The organism is Bradyrhizobium rifense (assembly GCF_008123425.1).
Classification (GTDB): Bacteria; Pseudomonadota; Alphaproteobacteria; order Rhizobiales; family Xanthobacteraceae; genus Bradyrhizobium; species Bradyrhizobium rifense.
Map to the genome: position 1 here is coordinate 55783 of NZ_VSSS01000006.1, position 22259 is coordinate 78041.

The 22259-nt window shown below is 60.3% G+C and carries 21 protein-coding genes and 2 pseudogenes; 15 read left to right on the top strand and 8 right to left on the bottom strand.

All coding sequences use genetic code 11. From position 1 onward, the window contains the following. The first annotated feature begins 1 nt into the window (after position 1). From FXB40_RS02235 to FXB40_RS02245, 3 genes are read left to right on the top strand one after another with little or no spacing between them, the layout of a single operon-like run. Positions 2–943 (top strand): branched-chain amino acid ABC transporter permease, encoded by a 942-nt coding sequence (locus FXB40_RS02235; RefSeq protein WP_246207285.1) that lies wholly within the window; start codon positions 2–4, stop codon positions 941–943. Continuing rightward, a complete protein-coding gene (locus FXB40_RS02240; RefSeq protein ID WP_148770592.1) occupies positions 930–2510 on the top strand; it encodes an amidohydrolase family protein in 1581 nt (526 codons plus the stop codon). Before FXB40_RS02235 ends, FXB40_RS02240 begins: the two co-directional genes overlap by 14 nt. Continuing rightward, positions 2507–3523, top strand: coding sequence for a CobW family GTP-binding protein (locus FXB40_RS02245; protein WP_187436602.1), 1017 nt, complete (start codon positions 2507–2509; stop codon positions 3521–3523). Before FXB40_RS02240 ends, FXB40_RS02245 begins: the two co-directional genes overlap by 4 nt. 54 nt (positions 3524–3577) lie before the next feature. Here FXB40_RS02245 and FXB40_RS02250 read toward each other — a convergent pair whose 3' ends face one another. Then, positions 3578–5017, bottom strand: a complete 1440-nt coding sequence (locus FXB40_RS02250; RefSeq protein ID WP_148770594.1) for an FAD-binding oxidoreductase — start codon at positions 5015–5017, stop codon at positions 3578–3580. A gap of 28 nt (positions 5018–5045) precedes the next feature. Between FXB40_RS02250 and FXB40_RS47575 the strand changes: the two genes are divergently transcribed. Together FXB40_RS47575 and FXB40_RS02255 are read left to right on the top strand one after the other, a co-directional pair. Next, a complete protein-coding gene (locus tag FXB40_RS47575; protein ID WP_187436603.1) occupies positions 5046–5330 on the top strand; it encodes a hypothetical protein in 285 nt (94 codons plus the stop codon). A 29-nt stretch (positions 5331–5359) separates the two neighbouring features. Next, entirely contained in the window at positions 5360–6085 is a 726-nt protein-coding gene (locus FXB40_RS02255) for a haloacid dehalogenase type II (RefSeq protein WP_148770595.1), read from the top strand. Between the two features lie 517 nt (positions 6086–6602). Here the strand turns inward: FXB40_RS02255 and FXB40_RS02260 are convergent. The 4 genes and pseudogenes from FXB40_RS02260 to FXB40_RS02275 form a co-directional block, all read right to left on the bottom strand. After that, positions 6603–7401 (bottom strand): annotated as a pseudogene (locus FXB40_RS02260) (class I SAM-dependent methyltransferase). 136 nt (positions 7402–7537) lie between these two features. Further along, positions 7538–8326, bottom strand: a complete 789-nt coding sequence (locus FXB40_RS02265) for an ABC transporter ATP-binding protein (RefSeq protein ID WP_148770596.1) — start codon at positions 8324–8326, stop codon at positions 7538–7540. Continuing rightward, positions 8320–9258, bottom strand: a complete 939-nt coding sequence (locus FXB40_RS02270) for an ABC transporter permease (protein ID WP_246207299.1) — start codon at positions 9256–9258, stop codon at positions 8320–8322. The genes FXB40_RS02265 and FXB40_RS02270 overlap by 7 nt, the downstream gene beginning before the upstream one ends. A gap of 101 nt (positions 9259–9359) precedes the next feature. Next, a complete protein-coding gene (locus FXB40_RS02275; RefSeq protein ID WP_148770597.1) occupies positions 9360–10487 on the bottom strand; it encodes an ABC transporter substrate-binding protein in 1128 nt (375 codons plus the stop codon). Positions 10488–10979: 492 nt separating this feature from the next. Between FXB40_RS02275 and FXB40_RS02280 the strand changes: the two genes are divergently transcribed. Further along, positions 10980–11309 (top strand): YdhR family protein, encoded by a 330-nt coding sequence (locus tag FXB40_RS02280; protein ID WP_148770598.1) that lies wholly within the window; start codon positions 10980–10982, stop codon positions 11307–11309. 481 nt (positions 11310–11790) lie between these two features. On the opposite strand, the gene FXB40_RS02285 is transcribed toward FXB40_RS02280, so the two are convergent. Then, the gene (locus FXB40_RS02285) at positions 11791–12357 is read right to left on the bottom strand and encodes a hypothetical protein (RefSeq protein WP_148770599.1); all 567 of its coding nucleotides are present in this window, start codon (positions 12355–12357) and stop codon (positions 11791–11793) included. Between the two features lie 142 nt (positions 12358–12499). Between FXB40_RS02285 and FXB40_RS02290 the strand changes: the two genes are divergently transcribed. Continuing rightward, positions 12500–12682, top strand: coding sequence for a hypothetical protein (locus FXB40_RS02290; RefSeq protein WP_246207287.1), 183 nt, complete (start codon positions 12500–12502; stop codon positions 12680–12682). Positions 12683–13013: 331 nt separating this feature from the next. Then, positions 13014–13259: a hypothetical protein gene (locus FXB40_RS02300; protein WP_148770600.1), complete on the top strand. Its 246-nt coding sequence runs from the start codon at positions 13014–13016 to the stop codon at positions 13257–13259. A gap of 177 nt (positions 13260–13436) precedes the next feature. On the opposite strand, the gene FXB40_RS47580 is transcribed toward FXB40_RS02300, so the two are convergent. Beyond that, complete coding sequence (locus FXB40_RS47580; RefSeq protein WP_187436604.1) at positions 13437–13583, bottom strand: hypothetical protein; 147 nt, start codon at positions 13581–13583, stop codon at positions 13437–13439. A 354-nt stretch (positions 13584–13937) separates the two neighbouring features. Then, positions 13938–14441 (bottom strand): annotated as a pseudogene (locus FXB40_RS02310) (DUF3750 domain-containing protein); the annotation flags it as partial. Positions 14442–14533: 92 nt separating this feature from the next. Here FXB40_RS02310 and FXB40_RS02315 point away from each other — a divergent pair. The 7 genes from FXB40_RS02315 to FXB40_RS02345 all read left to right on the top strand — a co-directional run bounded on the left by FXB40_RS02315 (position 14534) and on the right by FXB40_RS02345 (position 22109). Then, positions 14534–14947 carry a styrene oxide isomerase gene (locus tag FXB40_RS02315; RefSeq protein ID WP_148770622.1) on the top strand — a complete coding sequence of 138 codons (414 nt, stop codon included), beginning with the start codon at positions 14534–14536 and terminating at the stop codon, positions 14945–14947. Positions 14948–15062: 115 nt separating this feature from the next. Beyond that, positions 15063–15188 carry a hypothetical protein gene (locus tag FXB40_RS49805; RefSeq protein ID WP_148770603.1) on the top strand — a complete coding sequence of 42 codons (126 nt, stop codon included), beginning with the start codon at positions 15063–15065 and terminating at the stop codon, positions 15186–15188. 302 nt (positions 15189–15490) lie between these two features. After that, complete coding sequence (locus tag FXB40_RS02325; RefSeq protein ID WP_148770604.1) at positions 15491–15784, top strand: PRC-barrel domain-containing protein; 294 nt, start codon at positions 15491–15493, stop codon at positions 15782–15784. Between the two features lie 1098 nt (positions 15785–16882). Further along, entirely contained in the window at positions 16883–17122 is a 240-nt protein-coding gene (locus FXB40_RS50080; protein WP_187436605.1) for a hypothetical protein, read from the top strand. 508 nt (positions 17123–17630) lie between these two features. After that, on the top strand, positions 17631–18410 hold the full coding sequence (locus FXB40_RS02335; RefSeq protein WP_148770605.1) for a DUF3050 domain-containing protein: 780 nt from the start codon (positions 17631–17633) through the stop codon (positions 18408–18410). Positions 18411–19789: 1379 nt separating this feature from the next. Next, positions 19790–21253: a catalase gene (locus FXB40_RS02340; RefSeq protein ID WP_246207294.1), complete on the top strand. Its 1464-nt coding sequence runs from the start codon at positions 19790–19792 to the stop codon at positions 21251–21253. A 118-nt stretch (positions 21254–21371) separates the two neighbouring features. Then, positions 21372–22109, top strand: coding sequence for an MIP/aquaporin family protein (locus FXB40_RS02345; RefSeq protein WP_148770606.1), 738 nt, complete (start codon positions 21372–21374; stop codon positions 22107–22109). The last annotated feature ends 150 nt before the right edge of the window (positions 22110–22259 follow it).

Here is a 22259-nt window from a genome sequence, read left to right on the forward strand (position 1 = left end):
TGTGTTCGCCGGCACGATCGCCGGGTTCTACGCTCTGCTATCCCTCGGCCTGGTCACGGCATGGGGGCAGGGTGGTCTGGTGAATCTCGGCCTCGTAGGGTTCGTAGGCCTCGGCGCCTATACCTCCGCACTGCTGTCAGGAGCGGCATTTCCTATCTGGATCGACTGGATCGCAGCCGCTGTGGTTTCGGCCGCGGTAGGCCTGGCTCTGTGTTTCGTCGTCCGCAACCTACGCGGCGACTACCTTGCGATCGTGACCCTTGGGTTCGCAGAGATCCTGCGGCTGGCGGAAACCAACGAGAAGTGGTTGACGAAGGGAAGCGACGGGATATCGGGGATCGTGGCGCCGCTCAAGAGCGATCTCGGAGAATCCTTTCCCTTCTTCTATCTCATTATGACCTGGACGCTCGTCGGTATCGTCGCTTTCCTGCTCGGTTGCCTTCTTCGGAGCCCCTTTGGACGAGCGCTGCGCGCAGTACGTGACGACGAGCAGATCGCGGCTGTTGCCGGAAAATCCGTGCTCCGGCTGAAGCTGCAGGCGTTCGGAATCGGTGCGGCACTCTCCGGGCTCGCTGGCGCGCTCTATGCACACTTCACCAGCTACATCGCACCCGACGTCTTCGTCGTCCAACTGACGATCTACATCTTTTTGACGGTCACCGTCGGTGGTCAGACGCGCCTTGCCGGCGCGGTGGTCGGCTCGATAGCTCTGGTTGCGCTGCTGGAGGCGTCACGCTTCATCGCCGCAGCGATCCCGGGGCTCGATGCGGTGCAGATCGCATCGCTCCGCGAGTTCGCGATCGCCGTCACTTTGATCCTCGTCATGCAATTGCGGCCCGAGGGCGCGTTCCGGATGACCAACGAACGTTCCGGTCTGAGCGCCTCGCGCGCCGCTTCGGAATCTTGCTACGGAAAGCGAGCGATAGTTGATGACGCAACCTGACTTGGAGAGCATCGGGGAGGAGTTCGCCAGGATGTTCGCCGCTGCTGGCCTTCCCCGGGTCGAGGCGGCGACGGCGCGGACTCGCGGGCGCGGGCCGTTCAAGCGACTAGTGCTGCGCGGGGCTTCGATCGTCGACGGTACCGGTGCCCCGCCATGGGGCCCCGCCGATCTGGTAGTCGAGGGCGGCCGGATAACGGTGTTGAAGAAGGTCGGCACGCCAAAGCTGCCGATCAACCCAGACCGCCGTCCGCCTGCTGGCGATTTCGAGATCGATTGCAGCGGAAAGTTTCTGACGCCCGGACTGGTGGACTGTCATGCCCACATCGGCGCGCCGTTCCACGCTGAGAACGGGCCCATGCCGAATGCCGACTACGTCTACAAGCTGTGGCTGGCACACGGCGTTACGACCGTGCGAGAGACGGGCTGCTTCAACGGATTGCAGTGGACGTTGCAGCAGAAGAAAGCGGCTGCGGATCACCGCATCGATGCACCCCGCATTCTGGCCTACGCACCGTTCCCTGGCACGAACGACTATGTGAAGACGATCCATACCCCGGGAGATGCCCGCGGATGGCTTCAGGCGGTCAAGGAGCGCGGCGCCGACGGGATCAAGTTCTTTGGGGCTCCGCCCGCCATGATGAAAGCCGCCCTGGAGCAGTGTCGAAGCCTTGGACTGCGTACATGCTGCCATCACGCGCAGCTGGCGGTCGGCCGGATGAACTCGCTGCGGACCGCCCAATGGGGCCTGACGAGTACCGAACATTCCTACGGGATTCCGGAAGCGCTGCTGGAGGGGCAGACACTTCAGGCGTTTCCGCCTGAGTACGACTACAACGACGAATATCTGCGGTTCTCGACGGCGGGCCAGACATTTCTCCAGGCGGCCAAGCCGGGGTCGCAGAAGTGGAACGAGGTGCTACACGCGTTCCTCGCGGCCGGACACACCTTCGTACCCACCTTCAACGTCTACGACGGCAACCGCGATCTGATGCGCACCCGCCGCGCGGACTGGCACGATCGCTTCACCGACCCGACTCTCTGGGCCTACTTTCAGCCGCAGCGAGGAGGGCACGGTGCGTATTGGTACCGCTGGTCCACGACGAACGAGGTCGAGTGGCGTGAAACGTTCCGGCTCTGGATGAGGTTTGTCAACGACTACAAGAATCTCGGCGGACGCGTGTGCGTCGGTTCCGATTCCGGCTTCATGTTCCAGACCTACGGGTTCGGCCTCATCCGCGAACTTGAGCTCCTGCAGGAGGCGGGCTTTACGCCTCTGGAAGTGCTGCGGGCCGCCACAACGTGGGGGGCGGAGCTTCTCGGCATCGAAGAAGACGTCGGAACGTTGGAGGTCGGAAAGCTGGCCGACATCCTTGTCCACGACGAAAATCCGCTCAACGACTTCAAGCTTCTCTACGGTACCGGCGCGATGCGCCTCGACGATCCGACCGCTTCGGTGATTTGGGCCCGCAGCATCTCGACCGTCATCAAGGAAGGCTCCGTGTTCGATCCGGCCGAATTGCTCGGCGATGTCGAGGAAATGGTGTCGGCACGACGGAGGGCGGCTTGACGGGGATCGTCGGAGCTCGGGAAGCAGTCCCGGAATTCGTCCTGCTGACCGGCAGCCTCGGTAGCGGCAAGACGACGTTACTGTGCGACTATCTTTCGCTGCCGGAGTCGGCCGATACAGGCGTGATCGTGAACGAGGCCGGCGAAATCAATGTCGACGGCGCCATCGTGTCGTCCGGACGACGCGATCTGCCGATGACGCTGCTGGGCAACGGTTGCGTCTGCTGCTCGCTCGGCGATGACCTGCATTCCGCGATCGACGAACTGCTGGTCGTGCGCCGCCAGTCCGGCGCTGGCGGCTTCCACAGGATCGTCCTGGAGACGAGCGGGCTCGCAATGCCGGGCCCCATCCTACGTTCGCTGATGCGCTACGACTGGGCCGAATACCGGCTTCGCATCGTCTCCACATTGGACGCCTTGGCTCCGATGGCTGAGGAGGTGACGTTTTCGATCAGATCCGCGCAATTGACGGCCGCCAGATCCATCGTCTTCACGAAACTGGATCGGGCGGGGACCGACCAAGTCACGGCTGCCGGATGTGTCGCGAAGCAGTTCAATCCGGCCGCCAGCCGGATCGTCGAGGTGGACAGAACGGCCCGCGCGCGCGCCGTCTTCGATCCGAAGTATATCGAAACCGCGATGCCATTAAGTCAATTCGAGGCGATCGCGGCCACCGATCATTCGCGGCTAGGAGTCTTCTTTGCCGAGTGGCCAACCGCCGTTGCGTGGAGCGATCTGACGGATTGGCTCGAGGACCTCGCGGGTCTCTGCGGCGATCGATTGCTCCGAACGAAAGGTCTCGTCGCTGTCGCCGGCGCGTCTAGATGCCTCTTGATCGACGGCGTAGGCGCCACCTTCGCTGAACCTCGCTGGATGGAGCTGGATCACTCCACCAAGCGAGGCATCGTGATCATCGCGCGTGACGTCGATTTGCCCGAGTTGACCGCTCTTTCGGCCGACTATCCGGAAGACGCCAGACCCATCGTAAAGAGTTCGAAGAGCCGCGCCGCCTGAACGAGACGCAGCGAAACAGGATGACCGAAGGTGTCGCTCGAAGCCGCAGTGAGATCAATAGACCGGCTCCGGATCGAGCGGACGAACGACGGCCCCAGCGTTCATGATGCCTGCCGGATCAAAAGCGGTCTTGACGCGCCGCATTGCCGCGACGCGGCCGGGGTCTCCGTACTTTTCCAGAAGATGCCGCTTGAAGCGACCGACGCCATGCTCCGCGCTGAACGTGCCCCCGAGAGCCGCCGCCGCGTCGTACAGACGGAGAGACAGGCTCGCTTCGACGAGCCGCGTGAACGCTATCCGATTGGTCCCCTGCGGAACGAGGATATTGTAGTGCAAATTGCCGTCGCCCACATGACCGTAGACGGACAGCTCGAGATCGGCGTGGAACTTTCGAACCTCCACGCCGGCAACGTCGAGGAAGCGCTGGATGCAGGACAAAGGCGCGGATATGTCGTGCTTGACCGAACCACCCCACCGCTTTTCGCCTTCCGGGATCGTCTCGCGCAGCTCCCACATGGACGCACGTTGAGCCCCGCTCTGGGCAAGGAAGGCGTCCTCGACCCATTCGTACTCTACGGTTTCCGCAAGGATGGTTTCCATGAGGCTATCGAGGTCGAGATGCCGGGAGGAGGAGGCGAATTCGAGGAGGATCGCGCCGCCGGAGCCGGGGCCGACGGAAGGCGGGCTGGCCATCGCGGCGGTCGCGAGCGCAATCGATCGCGCAGTCATGAATTCGAACGTGGTCAGCAACTCGCCGGATTCGCGACGCACCAGCGCGAGCAGTTCGGCGAGCGGCGCGACCTTCGCGAGTTTCAGCCAGGCTGTCGCACGCCGCACTGGCAAAGGAGCAAGGCGCAGCACGGCACCGGTGACGATGCCGAGCGTTCCCTCGCTTCCCACGAAGCATTGTTTGACGTCATAGCCGGTGTTGTTCTTCCGAAGCTTGCGCATGTCGGAGACGATGGTCCCGTCCGGCAGAACGGCCTCGATGCCGAGCAGCAGGTCGCGTGTCATGCCATACCGGACGACGGACAACCCGCCCGCGTTGGTGCCGATGTTGCCGCCGATCCGGCAACTCCCCTCGGCGCCGAGGCTAAGCGGCAGCAGCAGAGCGGCACTCGCGGCGGCTTCCTGTACCTTCTTCAGGATGGCACCTGCGTCGACGGAGATACTCATGGACAGCGGATCGACCTCTCGGATCGCGTCCATGCGTTCCAGACTTACGACAACCTGGCGTCCCGAAGCATCCGGCGTCGCGCCGCCGCAATAGCTCGTGTTGCCTCCTTGGGGGACGAGCCCGATTCCGAGCCGTGCCGCCAGTGTCACGACGTCGGAGACCTGCTTCGTCGTTACCGGCTTCAGGACGGCGAGCGTCGATCCGGTGAAGAGCTGGCGCTGATCCGTGGTGTACGTCGCAAGCCGCTGTGGGTCGTCGACGACGCCGACGGCGCCCAAGAGATCGCGAAAGGCCTGAACGTGGTCCGACGGCGACATGATCCTGCTCCGGGCTGTTGGGGGACCATTGTCGCGCATCGACACGGCATTGCTTGCCGTTCGACCCGGGCTTCGAAAAAGCCAATGCCGAAATATCGGCACGTTCGGCAGTTTGCACCGTCGTTGCCTTGTATTCATCGTCTCCAACGCGGAGCTGCTGCTGCTCTCGAGGAGATCATTGATGATCCATCAAGCGATCTATCGCGGGCCGGTAACCTCTGCAGCAGATTGTGCCGATAGAAGGTGCAAAAGCGATCGTCTCTGCGGAAAGGACAGCGGAATCGCCGGCGACCTTGCCATTCAACGTCCATAGGCTGATCCAGCAAACGAGGAGAAATCGCTATGTTGCTCACGGATTTCGATGCTCTCACATTCGACTGCTACGGCACCCTTATCGATTGGGAAACCGGAATGGTCGAGGGCCTGAAAAGCCTCTCCGATCGGGCCAAACGGCCGCTCACCCGCGACCAGATTCTTGAGGCGCATGCGCGTCACGAATCCAGCCAACAACGCTACACGCCGGCGAAGCGATATCGGGATCTGCTTCCGATCGTCTACAAGCGTCTGGCCGAAGAGTGGGGTGTCCACGTCACTCACGAAGACTGTGTCGAGTACGGTCGTTCCGTCGGAAACTGGCCCGCGTTCGAGGACTCTCCGGGCGCACTCCAGTATCTCAAGAAGTATTTCAAGCTCGTGATCCTTTCCAACGTCGACAACGAGAGCTTCCAGGCGAGCAATCGACGATTGCAGGTGGAGTTCGACGCGATCTACACCGCGGAAGACATCGGGTCGTACAAGCCTTCAGCTCGCAATTTCGACTACATGATCGAGAAGATGGAAGAGATTGGGATCGGCAAGGAGAAGATCCTGCACACCGCTGAAAGCATGTTCCACGACCACAAGCCCGCAAACGGTCACGGGTTAAAGTCGTGCTGGATCTACCGGCGACACGAGCAACAGGGTTTTGGGGCCACCATGAATCCGGGCCAGATGCCAAACGTCGATTTCAAATTCGACAGTATGCTGGACCTCGTAAAGGCACATCAGGAGCAACTGCGGGTTAAATGATCCGCCGCTTTGTGTTCCGTCGGCACCTCGCAGCGGGTCCAACTCGGACCCGCTGACCCTGTGATGCAGATCACCCGAGCCTAAAATTCCACAGCACAGCGGCCTTTGAGTGGCACTACGAAGCGAGTTGAACGGCGAAGGAGTTCAATAATACGTCCAACAAAACGTCCAATAAGAAGATTAGTAGATACGACTAAGTGGTCGATATTGTTTTCAAAAACAGAACGAGAAATTTCGGTCGGAGCGCTTCACCCGCTCCATCGAGCAACTTACCCGTTCTACTGACTAGCTAAGGTGCCCCAATCGAGCGGTGTCTGCTTGGGGCGTACGCGCTTGGGAGCGCTATCGCGCAGCCTCATCACTCACGGGGGTTTACCCGCAACGGAGCCAGTTCGCGAACTGATAAGCTTTGGCCGCAAAGCTTATCAGTCACCAAATTCCATAACGTCTCATATCCGAATGATGTCCGGCGCAACTTCGGGTTCAGGACTCGGAAGAGACGGCTCTGACCGTCGAGTTAATGAACGATGCCACGGCAGGCCCACGCGACGTTTGCAAAGGACCTCGGGCCATCGGGCCGGCCAGCCTCGTAGGCATCGCGGACGGCGGCGTCGGTGCGTGCTCGCTCCGCAGCGTCGAGCGCTGCCACATACTTGCCGAGCGGCCCTTCGCCAGCGGCAATCGGCGCCCAATAGTCCGCAAAGCTTTGGTAGTCCATGCGGATCATCAGTTCCATTTCCGCAATGTCCGCGAGACCCTGTTCGGCAAAAGTCCGTCTCAGTTCACCCGCTGCATCATCGGTTGAAAGCAATAGCGACTGCGCAGCTGGCGCCCGCTTTCACCAAGTGCCGCCACCGTGTCGACCATCATGCGCATGCCGGGCATGCCGCCGAGATGATCCCACACCGCTGCCGCGACCACACCGCCCGACCGAACGACGCGGCACATCTCGGCTACTGCCTTGCCGGCTTCGGGAACGAAGTGGAGCACGAGAAGCGCCAAAGCGCGGTCGAACGTGCCGCCCTCGAAGGGCAGCGCGCAGGCATCCGCCTGTCGGACTTTTATTCGCCGGTTTGTGTTGCGCCGGATCACTTCCTCGACAAAGACTGGTAATAGTCGACCGCGGCAATCTCGGCGAGGTCGGCGGCTTCAGCGAGCGCGAAGGTCAAGCTCCCGGTACCGCAGCCGACGTCGAGAATCCTTTCGCCGTCGGAAACCTCTGTGAAGTCGATGAATTGCCGCGCGAGTCTTCGGCTCCAGCGGCCCATGAGCTGCTCATAGCCCGCGGCGTTGTGGACGTTGAATTCCGAGGCCATTGAAGTCTCCGTGCGCTCCCCAAATAGGTGGCTACCAAGCAGCTAAAGCAATCGCATTGCGATCGCGGCGAGCACGCCGTGCGGCAGCTCTATGATGCGTATATGAAGATCCGTCACGGCGAGCTCCTTTTGACGGCTACCATGCCTCATCGAGGCCGAGATGTGCGAACACCTCGCGACGAAGCTCAACGAAATGCGGATCGCCCCGGTGGCGAGGATAGGGCTGGCTGTTGAGGACTTCGGCCTTGATCCGTGCAGGTCGGTCGCTCAGCACGATGACGCGGCCGGCGAGCAAGAGCGCCTCCTCGACATCGTGCGTGACGAGCAGCGCCGTAAAGTTCGAGCGCTGCCAAAGTGATACAAGTTCAGCCTGCATCGCGATGCGAGTCAGCGAGTCGAGCTGGCCCAAAGGTTCGTCGAGAATGAGCAGCTTCGGGTCGTTGACAAGCGCACGCGCCAGAGCCGCCCGTTGCGCCATGCCGCCGGAAAGCTGGTGCGGGTAGGCATTGGCGAAGCCCGTGAGCCCTACCAGGCGCAACGCGTCTTCGACGCGTCCGCGATGGGTGGGCAGCAACCCGCGAGCTTCCAGACCGAGCGCAACGTTGCTCCATACCGTCCGCCATGGATAAAGCGTGGGATCTTGAAAAACGACGACGCGCGACGGATCGGGTGCTTCGATCTCCCTTCCCTCCGTTAGTAGGGCGCCGGCTGTTGGAGTGTCGAGCCCCGCGACCAGCCGCAGTAAGGTCGATTTTCCGCACCCACTCGGTCCCAGGAGAGCAACAAATTCGCCGCGGCCGACCTGCAAGCTGATGCGGTCCAATACCGGCAGGGGCTGCCCTTCGAGATCGAAGCGATGGCTCACTTCGCGGAGCGTTAGCGTAGATCCACGGACCGCGTGATCGCTTGCGATCGGCGCTACCATCGCACCAGACCTTTCTGCCAGGATAGCAGGCGGTCCCGCAAGCGGAAGAGCAGCGTGATCAGACCGGAGCACAAGAACGCCATGAGCAGCAGCGCGGCGTACATATTGGCATAGGCCGCCCAACCCTGCGCCCATTGCAGATACCAGCCGAGCCCCGCCTTCACACCCAGCATTTCGGCTACGACAAGAACCGCAAACGAGTTGCCGAGACCCATGAACAGGCCAACAAAGACATGTGGCATTGCCGCCGGAATGGCAACCTTGAGCACGAGGAAGCGCTGGGTTGCTCCCAATGTCCGCGCAATATCGTAATAGGCGCTCTTCACGCTGGCCACGCCCGACCAGGTGAGCACGGTGACCGGAAACCCGGTTGCGAGCGCAATCAGGAAAATGCTGGCGCTGAAACTCGACGGGAAAATGAAAAATGCGAGCGGCAGCCAAGCTGTTGCGGGCAACGGCCCGATGAACCGCAAAACTGGGTGGATCCAATAACCGGCGCGCCGCGACCAGCCGATCGCCACGCCGGTTACGAACCCCGCCGCCGCGCCGAGAAAATAGCCGGTCGCGAGCAGACGGGCTGAGGCGAAAATGCCTTCAGCCAGCCGTCTCCAATCGTCGATTGCAACTTCGACAATGGCCTGCGGCGGCGGGAAAAACGGCAACGGAAGCAATCCAAGCTTTGCTGTGACAGCCTCCCAAGAAGCCAGAAACAGCGCGAGCGCGAACAGCCACGGAGAAAGCCGGTGGAGTCGCTGAAAAGCAACAAAACGAACGCCGGCAAAGGCAGCCAAGGCAAGGGCAAGGGCCAATGCGCCGCAGGCAATGGCGAAGCCGCCCGTGTAAGCCCAATCGGTCTCGGGCCTGTCCGGCCAGAACGCAGCGAGCGCGGCAACCATCGACCATGCCGCGGCAACAGACAGTCCGCGGATCAACGACCGAGTGGTCGAACTTTCAAAAAAGCCGAAACCCGATTTCTCTGATGGCCTCGGCACTTCATCGATGACCGAGCTCACTGCGGATATTCCCAATCGGCTCAGCTTAGAACGTCAAGATAAATCCGGTCGGCGAACTTGGCCGGGTCGGTGCTTCGCTTGATGACGTTCACTGCCCTGAGTTCATCGGTGTAGAGTAGAAGTTGCTTCTTGAGCTCCGCCCCGACGGGATGTCTGTGATGAGTATGGCTGCGATACATAGTGGCGAGATCCTCTAGGGACCCTCTCCCGCCGTAGCCCGAATAGATTGCTGCGGCATCGGCGGGATCGCTGGCAACTCGATCTGCCGCTTCCAGTATCGATCGCGTCAGAGCGGCTGCCACCGGCATTTCGCTTCGGGTGAGGCTGCCACGTATTGCGAGAACGCAGCAGGTTCGATCGGCGAATTCACCCGTTAAGTTCGTCGCGATCTCGTTAAGTTTGCCTTCCTTAAGCCAGAGATAGGGCAGTGGATCTATCTCGGCTAGCGCCTGCACTTCGCCCTTATCGACGGCAAGCGCGAGCAGATTGGCCGGGTACTGGCGCCACTCTACCTCTTGGGCCGGATCGATGCCCTTTTTGGCGAGGTAGATCGAAAAGAAGTTCTTCGCTGGGCTCGCTTGATCGCTAATCGCGATAGCCTTGCCGCGCAGGGACTCCAGGCTGTCGATATTCGCAGCCTTGGAGCCGAGGAGCCGGATGCACCCGCCATGCACACCGGCGGTGATCCGCACGTCGAAACCTTGCTCCAGCGGTTTGAGCCAGCGCAGGGCTAATCCCAAACCAGCATCCGCTTTGCCCGTCGCAATTGCCTCCAACAACTGGTCGGTCGTACCGCCGAAATTGACGAAATCGACATCGAGGTTGTGCTTGGCGAAGATACCCCGTTCCTTTGCGACTGCCGCAGCGACCGTGCACGCTGCGTTCGCGTTCCAGGCGATCTTTAGTTGGCGGGGTGGGCCCTGCAGCTCTTCACTGTTCGCTGCCGTGCGGCAAATAAAAGGCTCGCCAGGAATATAAGACAGCGATCCAGTCCCGGATGCCGTCAGCGCGCGAGCCGCTCCGAATCCAAATGGCGCGGCGGCGCCGAGGGTACAAACCAATGTCAGCACCGAGCGGCGCGAGAAGTTGCCCCGCTTCGCTTCGGACGGACCTTTCGTTAAGCTGTTGCCAATTTCGCGCGTTTCCATGTGTCGCTCCCAAACTCGCGTGTGAGTGGAATAGAACCGGGTGGCGCTTTGCGGGCCCTTAGCTTGCCTCTCTTCGGGCATCATCCGAGCCCGTCTGCTACACAGGTGTGAAGAGGTTTACATTAGCGCAAAAAATTGGAGGGAGATAGCCGCGGCAATTGAGGCTCTTGTCAATCGTATTGACCTACTCACGGCACCGTCTGTCGCATGCCGATCGCGATCGGCGCGAGTGGATGATCGATATTTCGGTCGTGCACACGCACCAGCACGGAGCCTACGTTGCGCGAATTGAGCGAGGCCTATCCAAAGACCATGCAGGATAAGGCTGACTTCTAACGCTGAGTCCAGCATGCTCTGGAATAGTCGACTTGTCGCAGCAGAACAGAAGCTACTGGTTAGTTTTGCGCCTTTGACCAGGTCGCTTCCCGCTTCGTTTGCTTGATCGCGGGATTGCCATCAATGTTGTGCCGGGCATCCTTACAAGGAGGTCACATGATTATCGCCGTTGTACGATACAAACTGCCGCCGCAGATCGACTACGCCGCGTGTCGCGAGCACTTTCACAAGATCGCACCCAACTTCCGCGAGGTGAAGGGGCTGATCAGCAAGCACTTCGTCTGGTCCGAAAGCGGCTGGGCAGGCGGCGTGTATCAGTGGGAGCGCGTCGATGACGCCAAGGCGTTCTACACCGGACCATGGCTCGAGGGCATCATTCGGCGCTACGGCATGAAGCCGCAGATCGATTTGTACGAGGTGTTTGCGGTGACAGACAACACGTGCGGCAAGGTTGAGCTATTCAAGGAGACCGTTGCCTCCAAATGACCCGGAGCAGATCTCGCTCATCTGCTGCGCTAGCGCGTAGAGGTGGCGTGCGTTAGAGGATGGCACGCAGAGCCCTCGCGTCGTCGTCGGTAGCAAGTCTACACTTCGATCTTGGACCTTCTCGGACTTGCGGAGAGAGGGTCCCATGTCTGATTCTGAGGTTAGTGCGGACCTCGCAGTGCTTGCGTGCGCGTAGCGGACGTTTCGCATGCGCCAAAATCGTCCAACGGCCCACTTCTTCCATAACATTTGATTTGCGAATCTCCGTTCTTGGTTCTTGCTCGCGCAGCAGCTCGGATGTTCTTCAAACGAAGCTGAATGCTTGCTAGGGAGACGCCAAATGCGTCAGCGACCGAGCCCGTCAAGGCTCTGGACCCGCTTGCGCCGCAGGCGGCTTTCCGCGCGGCAAGGAAGGCCGCCCGTGTGCGCGCAAGGGCGAACACCTTCCGGGTCGCAATGACTTTGTTCTGTCAGGCGGCTTTCAGCCCTGACCCGGGCCACGTCCCAGGCGGCGCGGCAGAATGTACTCGACGTCAATGCTAATGCCGTCCCCGCTCAGGGGGGTCGCTGTGTAGACCGCAGAGACGGCTAATTCGAAGAAGCTCCCGATCGTGAGATAGCCGATCGTAAGCGCCGACTCTCCGCTTGGGGGGCCGCCGAGCAGCAACTCCGCGATGTGGCAGCAATCGTCCATCGTCGCCGCCAGCGGTGGAAGCGTGATGAGCTCGCCAGTGCGCTGAGAGATTTTGGCTGGATCGGCGAATTTGGGCTCGCGCCCAATAACGGCGCCCGCGTTGATCAAAGGTACGAAGAATTTCGCGACCTGCGCCGGTTGACCGGTGATATTTTGAATGTTGACCTCGGTCGCGTACACGCCCGGCCGGGCGCCTGCGGTACAGCAGCAGTTCGTCTGGGTCTGCCTGCCGCACACGACCTTCACACTGTGCACGAGGAACTCGGCTTGCGGTGGTACGGCAGCGGCGGCGAGCAAGTCGCTGAACGGATGCGGGAGCCGGTCATTACCTGAGCCCGTTGGATTCTTGGCCATTTCGATCTCCACGGTGGTTTGCGGAAGACGACCTCCACGCCCATCTTACGCCAGACTCGACGCAATCTTGTGAGAGATGCCTCACACACACTTGGAAGAAGCCGCGACAGGCTTCGTGGGGGTGCGAGATCGAGGTGCTCTGATGGATTTGCTGGCGCATCGGCGCAAGGTGCTCTCTGAGCTGCAAGCCGTATCAGGCATCAACCCCGAAAACGCTGTAAGAGCGATCCAAGATGAACTGGAGGTGATCGAAGCCGGCCTCGAAGAACTTAAACCTCTGCCCGGTTCGCTGCTGAGAACGAGTGGAGCTAGCGATGCGCGTTAACAAGATCAACTGGGACAAGTCGGCCGGGCAACGGGGCCAGGTCGATATAAGTGCTATTTCGGATATCTCAACGTCACTCCAGAAGACATTGAGGTTTGGACGCGCTACCCCGACGCGACGTTCACCTTGATCGCGCGGCCGACGACTGAGCAATCGGTGGGAGAAGATTACCGCCTGGGCGCGTTCGACATCGGCGATCGTCAACAGTAAGCGCGCTCCGCGACGCGGCCTAAGGACTGAGGCATTGCAGCCCCCATAGGAACTTAGCCACGCAGGTTCGGTTGGCTAGGGTGTGCCGTTCGGCGGCCCTTTGCCAACTCAGGAGATGAAGGTGGCAAAAGCTTTAATTTCGAAGGCAGACCTCGAACGCATTGCGCTTCAGGACATTCGTAGTTTCCCTGGCTCCGAACATGTCATCTCAGTAGAAGTCGAGTACGAGGCCCATCAACCACAGGGCATGAACTGGAAATTGTGTGTCATAGCGAACGACGGAGGCGATCTCGACCGCATTCAATATGCCGCCAAGGTCACAAGCGATCGGTTGAAGCGCCGATACGATCTTCGGCAGGCTTCCTAGGCAGCACGATCAGCCGTGGGGTCCAGTTAGAAATGCGCTAGCATGCTGCCGCGCGACAACAGCCCTTGTTCCAGATTTAACTTTCCGCGGCGACATCAAGCTTAACCCGCGTCTTCGGTTGCACCGGAGCTACAGAGCGTTAGCCTCTCTTGCACCGGACATTGCCCCCGTTCGGGTTCACCATGGCGCAGCCGTCGCGCCAAGATATTCGGCGCGGCGGCTTCGTTTATCCAACACAAGCTTCATTTGGCGAATATGCCCGACGATGACCGGCTCGACCTCGTTGAGATGCGACGACAGATCACGAACTTGCGCTCGCAGCACTCGGACAATCTTCTCGTCACATCGCGATTGAACCGCTTCCTCGTGAAGATTGCTTTTCTCTCAGAGCCAAAAGATGCGGCGCACGTTCGACATATTCGGTCCGAATTCGCTCGGACGCTGCGAGGTGTCGAGGAAATGGTCTCACGAAGCCGATCCACGAAGCGGCCCGGCATCGTTAAGCGACCCAAGTAATACTAACGCAAGAAGGTCCTTGCACCCGCCGGCCCGGTGCCGATGCTGGATGCAGTCGCGAAGTCGTCCTCGTTTCGCCTATCGACGCCTTCGCGGCGGGGGGGGGCGCCGCCCCCTTGGTCGGTGACCCTCGCCATGTGATGCTGCTGACATCCGGAGGCAAATTGTCTGTTGAATGGAGGGGTGTTGAACGGCGACGCGTCGCACGAAGGTGTTCGAGTTGGGACCTGGCCACGGGCTATAGTCGCCGTATGCACGAAATTGGTAGTTCTCGATGACCTTGCGGATCCTTGGAATGAGTACCCCGGCCCGTTCGCCGTCTACTGCGACGATTGCCTCGGGCGGGGCGCCAAACCAGCGGCCGTCCGGAGCGAAGCCGTTGCTTCGGATGGGATCACCCCACGCTGTGCAGTCGTAGCGAGTGTAGGTCGGCGCATCCTTCTCTTTCACAACGATCCATGTGTGGACGGCGAAAATGCTGCGCCATCGCACCGTTCGCGCAGCAAAGACCCGGATCATTGCTTCTGGATGAGTGCTTGCCGGCGGCAAAAGGCCTGCGCTGGACCGGTCCGCGGTCTGCCAGTTCCCTCGGCCGTCGCCCAGCCAAAGATAACGCGCCGCCGATGCTACGATAGGCGCTAAGAGCAGGAATAGAAGGATGAGCAAGGGCTTCTTCACTGGCGCGCGCGATGGGACGATACTCCGTCATATAGTTCGCGACGGTGGAGACGCCAGAACCGAAAGAGGGAGGGCAAAAAGTGCAAGCAATTGGACGCCGCCTGCTATGGCATGGAATGCTTCTGTTTCTGCTGGGATTGCTCACCGGTCTTGCCGAACAACATTTCTCGAACATTAGGATGGGACTTGCGGCTCACCTCGAGGGCCTCATGAACGGCATCTTCCTTTTGGCGCTCGGAGGTTGTTGGGAGCACGTTCGGCTATCGACCGGGCTGGAACGTGCGGCGTTCATAAGCCTGCTGGCAGGAACCTACGGCAATTGGGCAACGACGACGCTTGCTGCCGTCCTGGGCACAGCTGCAATGTCGCCCATCACAGCCGCGAACCACGCCGCGCCGGCATGGCAAGAACTGCTCGTGACATCTGGCTTCGTATCAGTTGGCGTGCTGATGCTCGCGAGCACCGGCCTTGTGCTCTGGGGGCTTCGTCGCTGAAGTGCGCAGTGAGCGTGGGGAGGGGATCGGACTGTCAGCGAGCCTTGTCGGCATCTCGAAAAGGAACTTGCCCGAACATAGCGCGGTTGAAGTCATGTAAGCAGGAGGCACACTCATGATCCGCAAACTTGCATCCGGCGAGTACCGGCTCTACTCGCGCAAAGTGAATCCTAAGACCGGCAAGCGGCGCAACCTCGGCACGTTCAAAAGTCGCGCGGCAGCTCATTGCGACGAACCATAAATGTCGACGTTCATTGTGCGCGGGCCTGTCGGTCCGGAGCTGAGATACCGCCATGGCCGCGCGACGCACTGTTTGGGAATCGCGAATACTGGCCCCGGCATCGCGCCGCACGACATGGACCGGATATTCGAATCCTTCGATCGCGGACGCCGCACGGTAATGCCTTCTTCGCGCCGCCGTTTATTCAGATAAATTTCACGAGAGGCTAACTCGATCCTAAGCCAACTATACGAAGCTGTCCGAACTGGGCGAGGGCCGGCGATCATACGAAGCGCCTTAACCTATCGGAAGTGGAGACAGTCATGAACAATTCCATCCAATCATCCAGCTCTTCGTCTGTTCAGTTAGAAGGGACCGCTGTCGTAGGCCCGGACGGCGATCAGATCGGATCGATCCAGAGCGCCGCCGTCGATCAGATGAGTGGTGCGCTCTCCCATGTGGTCATGAGCGTCGCGAAGTTCAGATTTGTTATAGGCCGTTTTCTGCTTCCTTGGAATCGCCTCGACTACGACCATCAACTCGCGGCTTACCGGGTGAACCTCACTCGGAAGCAGGCTTCCTCACGTCCCGAAGATCCTTTCGGTATGGGACTTTGACGAATAGTTGGAATGCAATGTCGCCTCGAGGCCCCTGCGTCGCGCAAAAATAATCCTCATTATGGGTCGAGCAAGGTCAGGATCTGCCTGGAGTGCCGCTGCGTGGAGGAAAGGGGCTCTCTTGGGGCGATGGCGATCTTCGTGAGGCTGAGGCCGCTTCTTTCGGGCGTGAGGATGCCGACCTAGCTGATGCGCTCCTCGGTCGTGGCGGTTTACGATAAGGAAATCGTGCAGGGGGCTCATGGTCGCCCGCTGCTGCCCGCGTCCACCTGTGCGATCCTGTGGTTGATCTGTGCCGGAACTGACCCGGCAACGCATGACCTTGATGCTTCGTTGCATGCGCTCGCCACGCCCAGCGCGGGCGCCAGCTCAGACGTCGCGAATGCAATGTTGAGCGGAACTCGTGGCACCTCTCGTCGCTCGGGCTGGTCGGGTACTTCTTGCCGGCCTGCAGATCGGCCCTGCTCATGAAGCGATGCTGAGGCACGAACGACTTATCGGGAGCGACGTTCTTGCTGCCGGTGCCGGACATGCCGATCACGCGCCAGCTTTGGTGGTCGATTGCGACCTCCGACTGGCGAACGTCGCTAGGCCTTCATCGAGTCCATCACGGAAAGTAGGCCGGCGAATGCTTTCAGAATCGGTCTCACGTTCGCTTTGCGAATGACGGTTCCGTTGTGCTCAAGATCTTCAAGCTATGAACCAACGGCAAATCGGCTTGGGGTCCAGATGCCTATCGGCGCCGCAACCTCCTGCTCCATTTCGGTCAAAGTTCGGCGCCGATTCACAATTGATCTGTACAGGACCGCGGGCTTCAGCGTGAGAGCGCTGAAGCCCGCAGACGATCGCACTGTCATCAATACCGAGTTTCTTAGTCGACAGAGTTAGACGCAACCAACATTGAGGTGCGACACGTCAACCGCACACCTGGACGGGGCGCAGGCGCCAACCGTGTGAGGTGTGGAGGCGTCGCTGAACCACATAGCAACTGCCGTTGTCGTAGTACCCATCGTTGTAGGCATACGGATAAGAGCCATACGGGTCATCGTAAGCGTAGTCGTCATAGTAACCGTAAGGGAAGAAGCCGAATCGAGAGCGGTGGCCGAAGTCGCGATCGCGGAAACCACGACCATCACGGTCATGGAATCCGCCGCCACGGAAACCATTACCGCGGAAGGCGCCGGCAAAGCCACCACCGTGGAAACCGCCACCGCCAAAGCCACCGTGGCCACCGCCCATGCCGCCACCTCCGTGGCCGCCACCACCGCCGCCGCCACCACCGCCACGCGCCAACGCCATGGTCGGCATAGCCAGGCCAACGGACGCGACCGCCAATAGCGCTATCACCTTACTGCGTATCATCATCATTCTCCGTCAGAGATATCGCTCCCAACCACGACACACCTTGCAGGTGACACTCGTTTTGCAAGATCGCCACTGACCTAAGCGAGTCCCGTCGCTCAACTCTGCGCGACCCACGCGTTGTTAAACTTAAAGTCAGGAAGGAGTTGTGCGCGGTCACGCGCAGCGCTTACAAGCAAGTTCATCGTTACGGATGCAACTTGATTAGGAGTCGCCCAGCAGAAGCGGCGATTATAACAATTTCGAACCCGAGAAGCGGTGATGCGGCTAAGCGGTTCTGGTCTTCTCCACTGCGAAAGGGCAATACTCGCTAACTCGCTCATCGCGAATGCGCATCACGCTCCACTGATAGTGAAATCTCTGTCACGCACGACTGACTCGTGAAGCACTTGTTTCTCGGACCACAAAAAAGGAAATAGGGCGTCTAAGCCGGGCTCACCCCTCAACCGAGAGCCTAGGTCAAACATGCCAAAAGAGGTCAAGCATGTCGAAACAGGTTCGTGACCACCTAGCCACCCTTCGCGCAGGGTTGCTGGACCACCCCATCTACGCGGAGGTCGCTTCCATCGAGGATCTGAGGCGATTCATGGAAGATCATGTTTTCGCCGTCTGGGATTTCATGTCGCTGCTGAAACGGCTGCAGCAAGACCTGACTTGCACGAGAGTGCCGTGGTTCCCTGCGGACAATGCACGGGCTGCGCGCTTGATCAATGACATCGTGATTGGCGAGGAGACAGATGTCGATCCGGACGGATCCTATGTCAGTCACCTCGATCTCTATCTCCGCGCAATGGCGGACGTCGGTGCCAGCACCCGCCAATTCGAAGCATTCCGCTCACTAGTGCGAGTCGGTACGTCGGTCGAAGGCGGGTTGGTGCGGACTGGCGTGCCACCTCATGTCCGATCCTTTGTCGCGCATACGATGACACTGGCCCAGTCGGGGTCAACGGAAGAGGTCGTCGCGGCATTTTTCTATGGCCGCGAGGACATCATCCCCGAGATGTTCGGCAGGTTGCAGAAAACGCTCCCGGGCATGAAGCACGACAAGGCTCGCTTGCGTCATTTCATCTACTACATCGAGCGGCATATCGAGCTCGATGGCGACAGTCATGGCCCAATGGGGAGGGAACTGCTTGACAAGCTGGTCGCGGACTCTCCGCAAAAGAACGAACGCGCTCTACGCGCTGCCTGCAACAGCATCCAGGCCCGGATCGAGCTTTGGAACGGCACATTAGGTACTCTCCGCGCAGCGCGCGCCGCGTAAAGGCTTCGTCCAAATGTAAGCCGACGAACGGAGTCCGAGGGCAGGAAGGCGCAAGCTAGGCACGCAAGAAGCAGACCCGCCGCTCCCCTGGGCGGCGGGTTCTTTCCTGCGGATCACAGCCGCGATAGAACAAGTTAAAGCTCAATCGTCGGCGTTGTCTGCCACTGACATCGCGTATTCTCCTTCAATTGTGTCGGCGATCGGCAAAGGCCGGTCTGCCGTCGTGAGCGCCGGAGTGTCTCGCGCTCCAGCGCGAAATCGGTGAGAGATGGCTGGCGTCGACGGCGAGATCGAACTCCACTTCCGACGGCGTATATCCCCCATGACGTTTGACGAACGTCTGGCGGAGAGCGTGGGTCATTTCACGGTTCGGTGCGGTGGGACAATAAAGCAAGGAATAGTCGAGATGGATGACATTCGAGTCGTGCTCGTACGTCGCGAAGTAGTGGCCGGCCTCCGCATCTCTTCCACACCTGGCGACAACAACTCTGCGAACCTCGAGGGGGAGACGATCTATCCGCTCGGCGCTCCAGGGAGGATCACGAGGAGCGACTGGTGCGGCAGTTGCTCCGAACGACCATCCCAACGCGACGGCGGCAGCAAGCAAGGACGTCGCCGTTCCGAGTCTTGATGCAACTGGGAGCCATTGCCGCGGCTGACAACGTGGATGATTTGCCGAGTAGTGGGATGGCGTCCAGGAGGTAGCCTTCGATGCCGTGAAGCGGCATTGTCTTGCGCGTGTAGGCATAGGGTTCTTCTTACGACACGTTTGGATGCCGCAGAAATGGCAGGAATACCTGACGTTCAGCTGAACGGATCGTGTGCGCCCAGTCTTCGGGGGGCAGCCAGCGTCACGGTTACGTTATTCGGCTGGATGCAAAACCATCGAACGGCGCCAGTGTGGCCTACCCAACGGCGGCGGGCTCTTTGCCATTCTTTCAGAGACATTGCTCCGAACCACGAAGTCCCTTGCAGGTGACACTCGTCTTGCAAAATCGCCCCTGACCTTAGCGAGTCTCGTCGTCAACTCTGCGCGCGACCCGCGCCACATTAGGTTTTCCGAAAGTGCGATAGACCGCCGTGCTACGCTATCAAATCTGAAGCAACAGATGCGCTCTGGCGAGCGCACTGTGACGTGATCGACTGGGATTCACCCTTTCGGCTTTGATGCCCCCTCCGGCTTCCGAAGATTGGCGCAAGACCGCTACAGTTACAGCAATAGACCCTAAGTCGTTGCCAAGCGGACCCATACATTTCCATCACACCCGGCTTCTCGCAAACGCAACTCCGTTAGCAACCGGCGTTGCGAATGCAGAAGTAGTTGCCGCAAACAGCGGCGCTGCAGGGAATATCAATGTCTCGCGATACAGGAGCAATCCGTGGCCAAACGCCCTACACTCACCACCGACAGCGGCATGCCAGTTTCCGACAATCAGAATAGCATAACGGCGGGGCCACGCGGCCCGTTGCTGATGCAGGACTTCGTCCTGTTCGAGAAGCTTGCCCACCAAAACCGCGAGCGTATTCCCGAACGCGGCCAGCACGCCAAGGGCTCGGCTGCCTATGGCGCGCTGACCATCACTCACGACATCTCGAGATACACCAAGGCCAAGGTGTTGCAGAAGGGCGCGAGAACCGAAGCCTTCCTGCGCTTCTCGACGGTGGCGGGCGAGCGCGGTGCCGCGGACGCAGAGCGTGACGTGCGCGGCTTCGCGCTGCGCTTCTATACCGAGGAAGGCAATTGGGACATGGTCGGCAACAATACGCCGATATTCTTCGTGCGCGACGCGCTGAAGTTCCCGGACTTCATCCACACGCAGAAGCGGCACCCGAGGACCAACATGCGCTCGCCCACCGCGATGTGGGATTTCTGGTCCCTATCGCCGGAGAGCCTGCACCAAGTGACCATCCTCATGTCGGATCGCGGCTTGCCGCAGAGTTATCGCAATATCGACGGCTTCGGCTCGCATACCTACTCGTTCATAAATGCCAAGAACGAACGCCACTGGGTCAAGTTCCACTTCAAGACCATGCAGGGCATCAAGAACTGGACGAACGCCGAAGCTGCCGAGAAGGTCGCCTACGATCGGGAGACCCATCAGCGCGACCTGTTCGAATCGATCGAAATGGGCGATTTCCCGAAGTGGAGATTCTCCATCCAGATCATGCCGGAGAACGATGTCGACAAGCACTGGTACAACCCGTTCGACCTTACCAAAGTCTGGCCGCACAAGGATTACCCGCTGATCGAAGTCGGCATCCTCGAGCTCAACCGCAACCCGCAGAATTATTTCGCCGAGGTCGAGCAGGCCGCGCTTTCGCCCGCCAATATCGTGCCCGGCATCGGCCACTCGCCAGACAAGATGCTGCAGGCGCGCATTTTCTCTTATGCCGACGCACACCGCTATCGCGTCGGCGTCAATGCGGATCAGCTTCCCGTCAACAGGCCACGCTGTCCCGTCCACACCTACAATGTCGACGGCACCATGCGGCTCGCAGGCAATCCGAATCCCGATGCCTATTACGAGCCAAATTCGTTCAACGGCCCGGTGCAGGACGAGCGTTTCCGCGAGCCGCCGCTGAAAATTTTCGGCGATGCCGACCGCTATAATCACCGCGACGGCAACGACGACTATCGTCAGCCCGGCGACCTGTTCCGGCTCATGACGACCGCCCAGAAGGAGCAACTCTTTCAAAATTACAAGGCGGCGATGCAAGGCGTTCCGGTCGAGATCGTCAAGCGGCAGATCGCTCACTGCTACAGGGCCGATCCCCAATACGGCGCCGGCGTCGCGAAGGCGATGGGCATCGATTTCAAGCCGCAGACCATCGCAGCGGAGTAGGGTCGCTCGCTTCGCCTACCGGCGGCGCTCACGGTGCCGTCGGCCATCCCCAAAGCAACGGATCGTTCCCGCGCAAACCTGATCTCGCCGGGCGGTCAACCTCACTCTGGAGTCAACAATGTCCAACCGGATTGCACCAAAACTTCTGGCGGAGTTCATCGGCACCTTCGCGTTAGTATTCATCGGCGCCGGCGCCGGGGCCGTGGTCGGCGATGGTGTGGGCCTGCCTGGTCTCGCCGCGATTGCCTTTGCTCATGGATTGACTGTCATGGCCTTCGCCTTTGCCTACGGCTCCGTGTCGGGCGGCCATTTCAACCCCTCCGTGACTGTGGGTGTGCTTGCCGCCGGCGCCATGCGTGTCGGCGAGGCGGCTGGTTATATCGTCAGTCAGCTCATTGGCGGTATCATCGGCGCGCTCTTGTTGCGGGCCGTATTAGGCGGCGCGGAGACCGGCCTCGGCACGCCCGCGCTCGCGCACAATGTCGCTTTGGGTGCCACGACCCTCACGATCACGGCTTGGGCCGGCTTCATGATCGAAGCTATCCTCGCCTTTTTCCTGGTCACTGTCGTGCTCAGCACCGCGGTGGCGGGCCGCGCCGGCATCCTCGCGCCGTTGGCGATCGGGATGACCCTGACCCTCAACATCATCATGGGTGGTGCGCTCACGGGCGCCGCCTTCAACCCGGCGCGGGCGCTTGGCCCGATGGTCGCGACCGGCAATTTCAACGACGCCTGGCTGTACCTGACGGCCCCGATCGTCGGCGCCATCGTCGCTGCAATTCTACACACGGGTCTCGCCCGGCTCGTCCACGAACGGATGCCGTCGGCCAGCGCCGCCCGGACGCCAGCCGAATGAGACTCGTTTCGAGACGCGTGTTTCGAAGATCAGAGGAAATCGCGCCTGCTGCCGATCGGCAGCAGGCAGAGCGTTACGTCCTTCGACGATGTCGCTCGCGAGCCGCGTCGCGCGCCACAAAGGGCGGCCTAGTCGGTGTGCGCTATCGCG

What these genes read in the sequence shown, in the direction of transcription:
- FXB40_RS02250 (WP_148770594.1), bottom strand. Translation starts at nt 5,017, where the DNA reads ATGTCGCCGTCGGACCACGTTCAGGCCTTTCGCGATCTCTTGGGCGCC.
- FXB40_RS02265 (WP_148770596.1), bottom strand. Translation starts at nt 8,326, where the DNA reads ATGGTAGCGCCGATCGCAAGCGATCACGCGGTCCGTGGATCTACGCTA.
- FXB40_RS02345 (WP_148770606.1), top strand. Translation starts at nt 21,372, where the DNA reads ATGTCCAACCGGATTGCACCAAAACTTCTGGCGGAGTTCATCGGCACC.
- FXB40_RS02275 (WP_148770597.1), bottom strand. Translation starts at nt 10,487, where the DNA reads ATGGAAACGCGCGAAATTGGCAACAGCTTAACGAAAGGTCCGTCCGAA.
- FXB40_RS02280 (WP_148770598.1), top strand. Translation starts at nt 10,980, where the DNA reads ATGATTATCGCCGTTGTACGATACAAACTGCCGCCGCAGATCGACTAC.
- FXB40_RS02255 (WP_148770595.1), top strand. Translation starts at nt 5,360, where the DNA reads ATGTTGCTCACGGATTTCGATGCTCTCACATTCGACTGCTACGGCACC.
- FXB40_RS02240 (WP_148770592.1), top strand. Translation starts at nt 930, where the DNA reads ATGACGCAACCTGACTTGGAGAGCATCGGGGAGGAGTTCGCCAGGATG.
- FXB40_RS02325 (WP_148770604.1), top strand. Translation starts at nt 15,491, where the DNA reads ATGAACAATTCCATCCAATCATCCAGCTCTTCGTCTGTTCAGTTAGAA.
- FXB40_RS02290 (WP_246207287.1), top strand. Translation starts at nt 12,500, where the DNA reads ATGGATTTGCTGGCGCATCGGCGCAAGGTGCTCTCTGAGCTGCAAGCC.
- FXB40_RS02335 (WP_148770605.1), top strand. Translation starts at nt 17,631, where the DNA reads ATGTCGAAACAGGTTCGTGACCACCTAGCCACCCTTCGCGCAGGGTTG.
- FXB40_RS49805 (WP_148770603.1), top strand. Translation starts at nt 15,063, where the DNA reads ATGATCCGCAAACTTGCATCCGGCGAGTACCGGCTCTACTCGCGCAAA.
- FXB40_RS02285 (WP_148770599.1), bottom strand. Translation starts at nt 12,357, where the DNA reads ATGGCCAAGAATCCAACGGGCTCAGGTAATGACCGGCTCCCGCATCCG.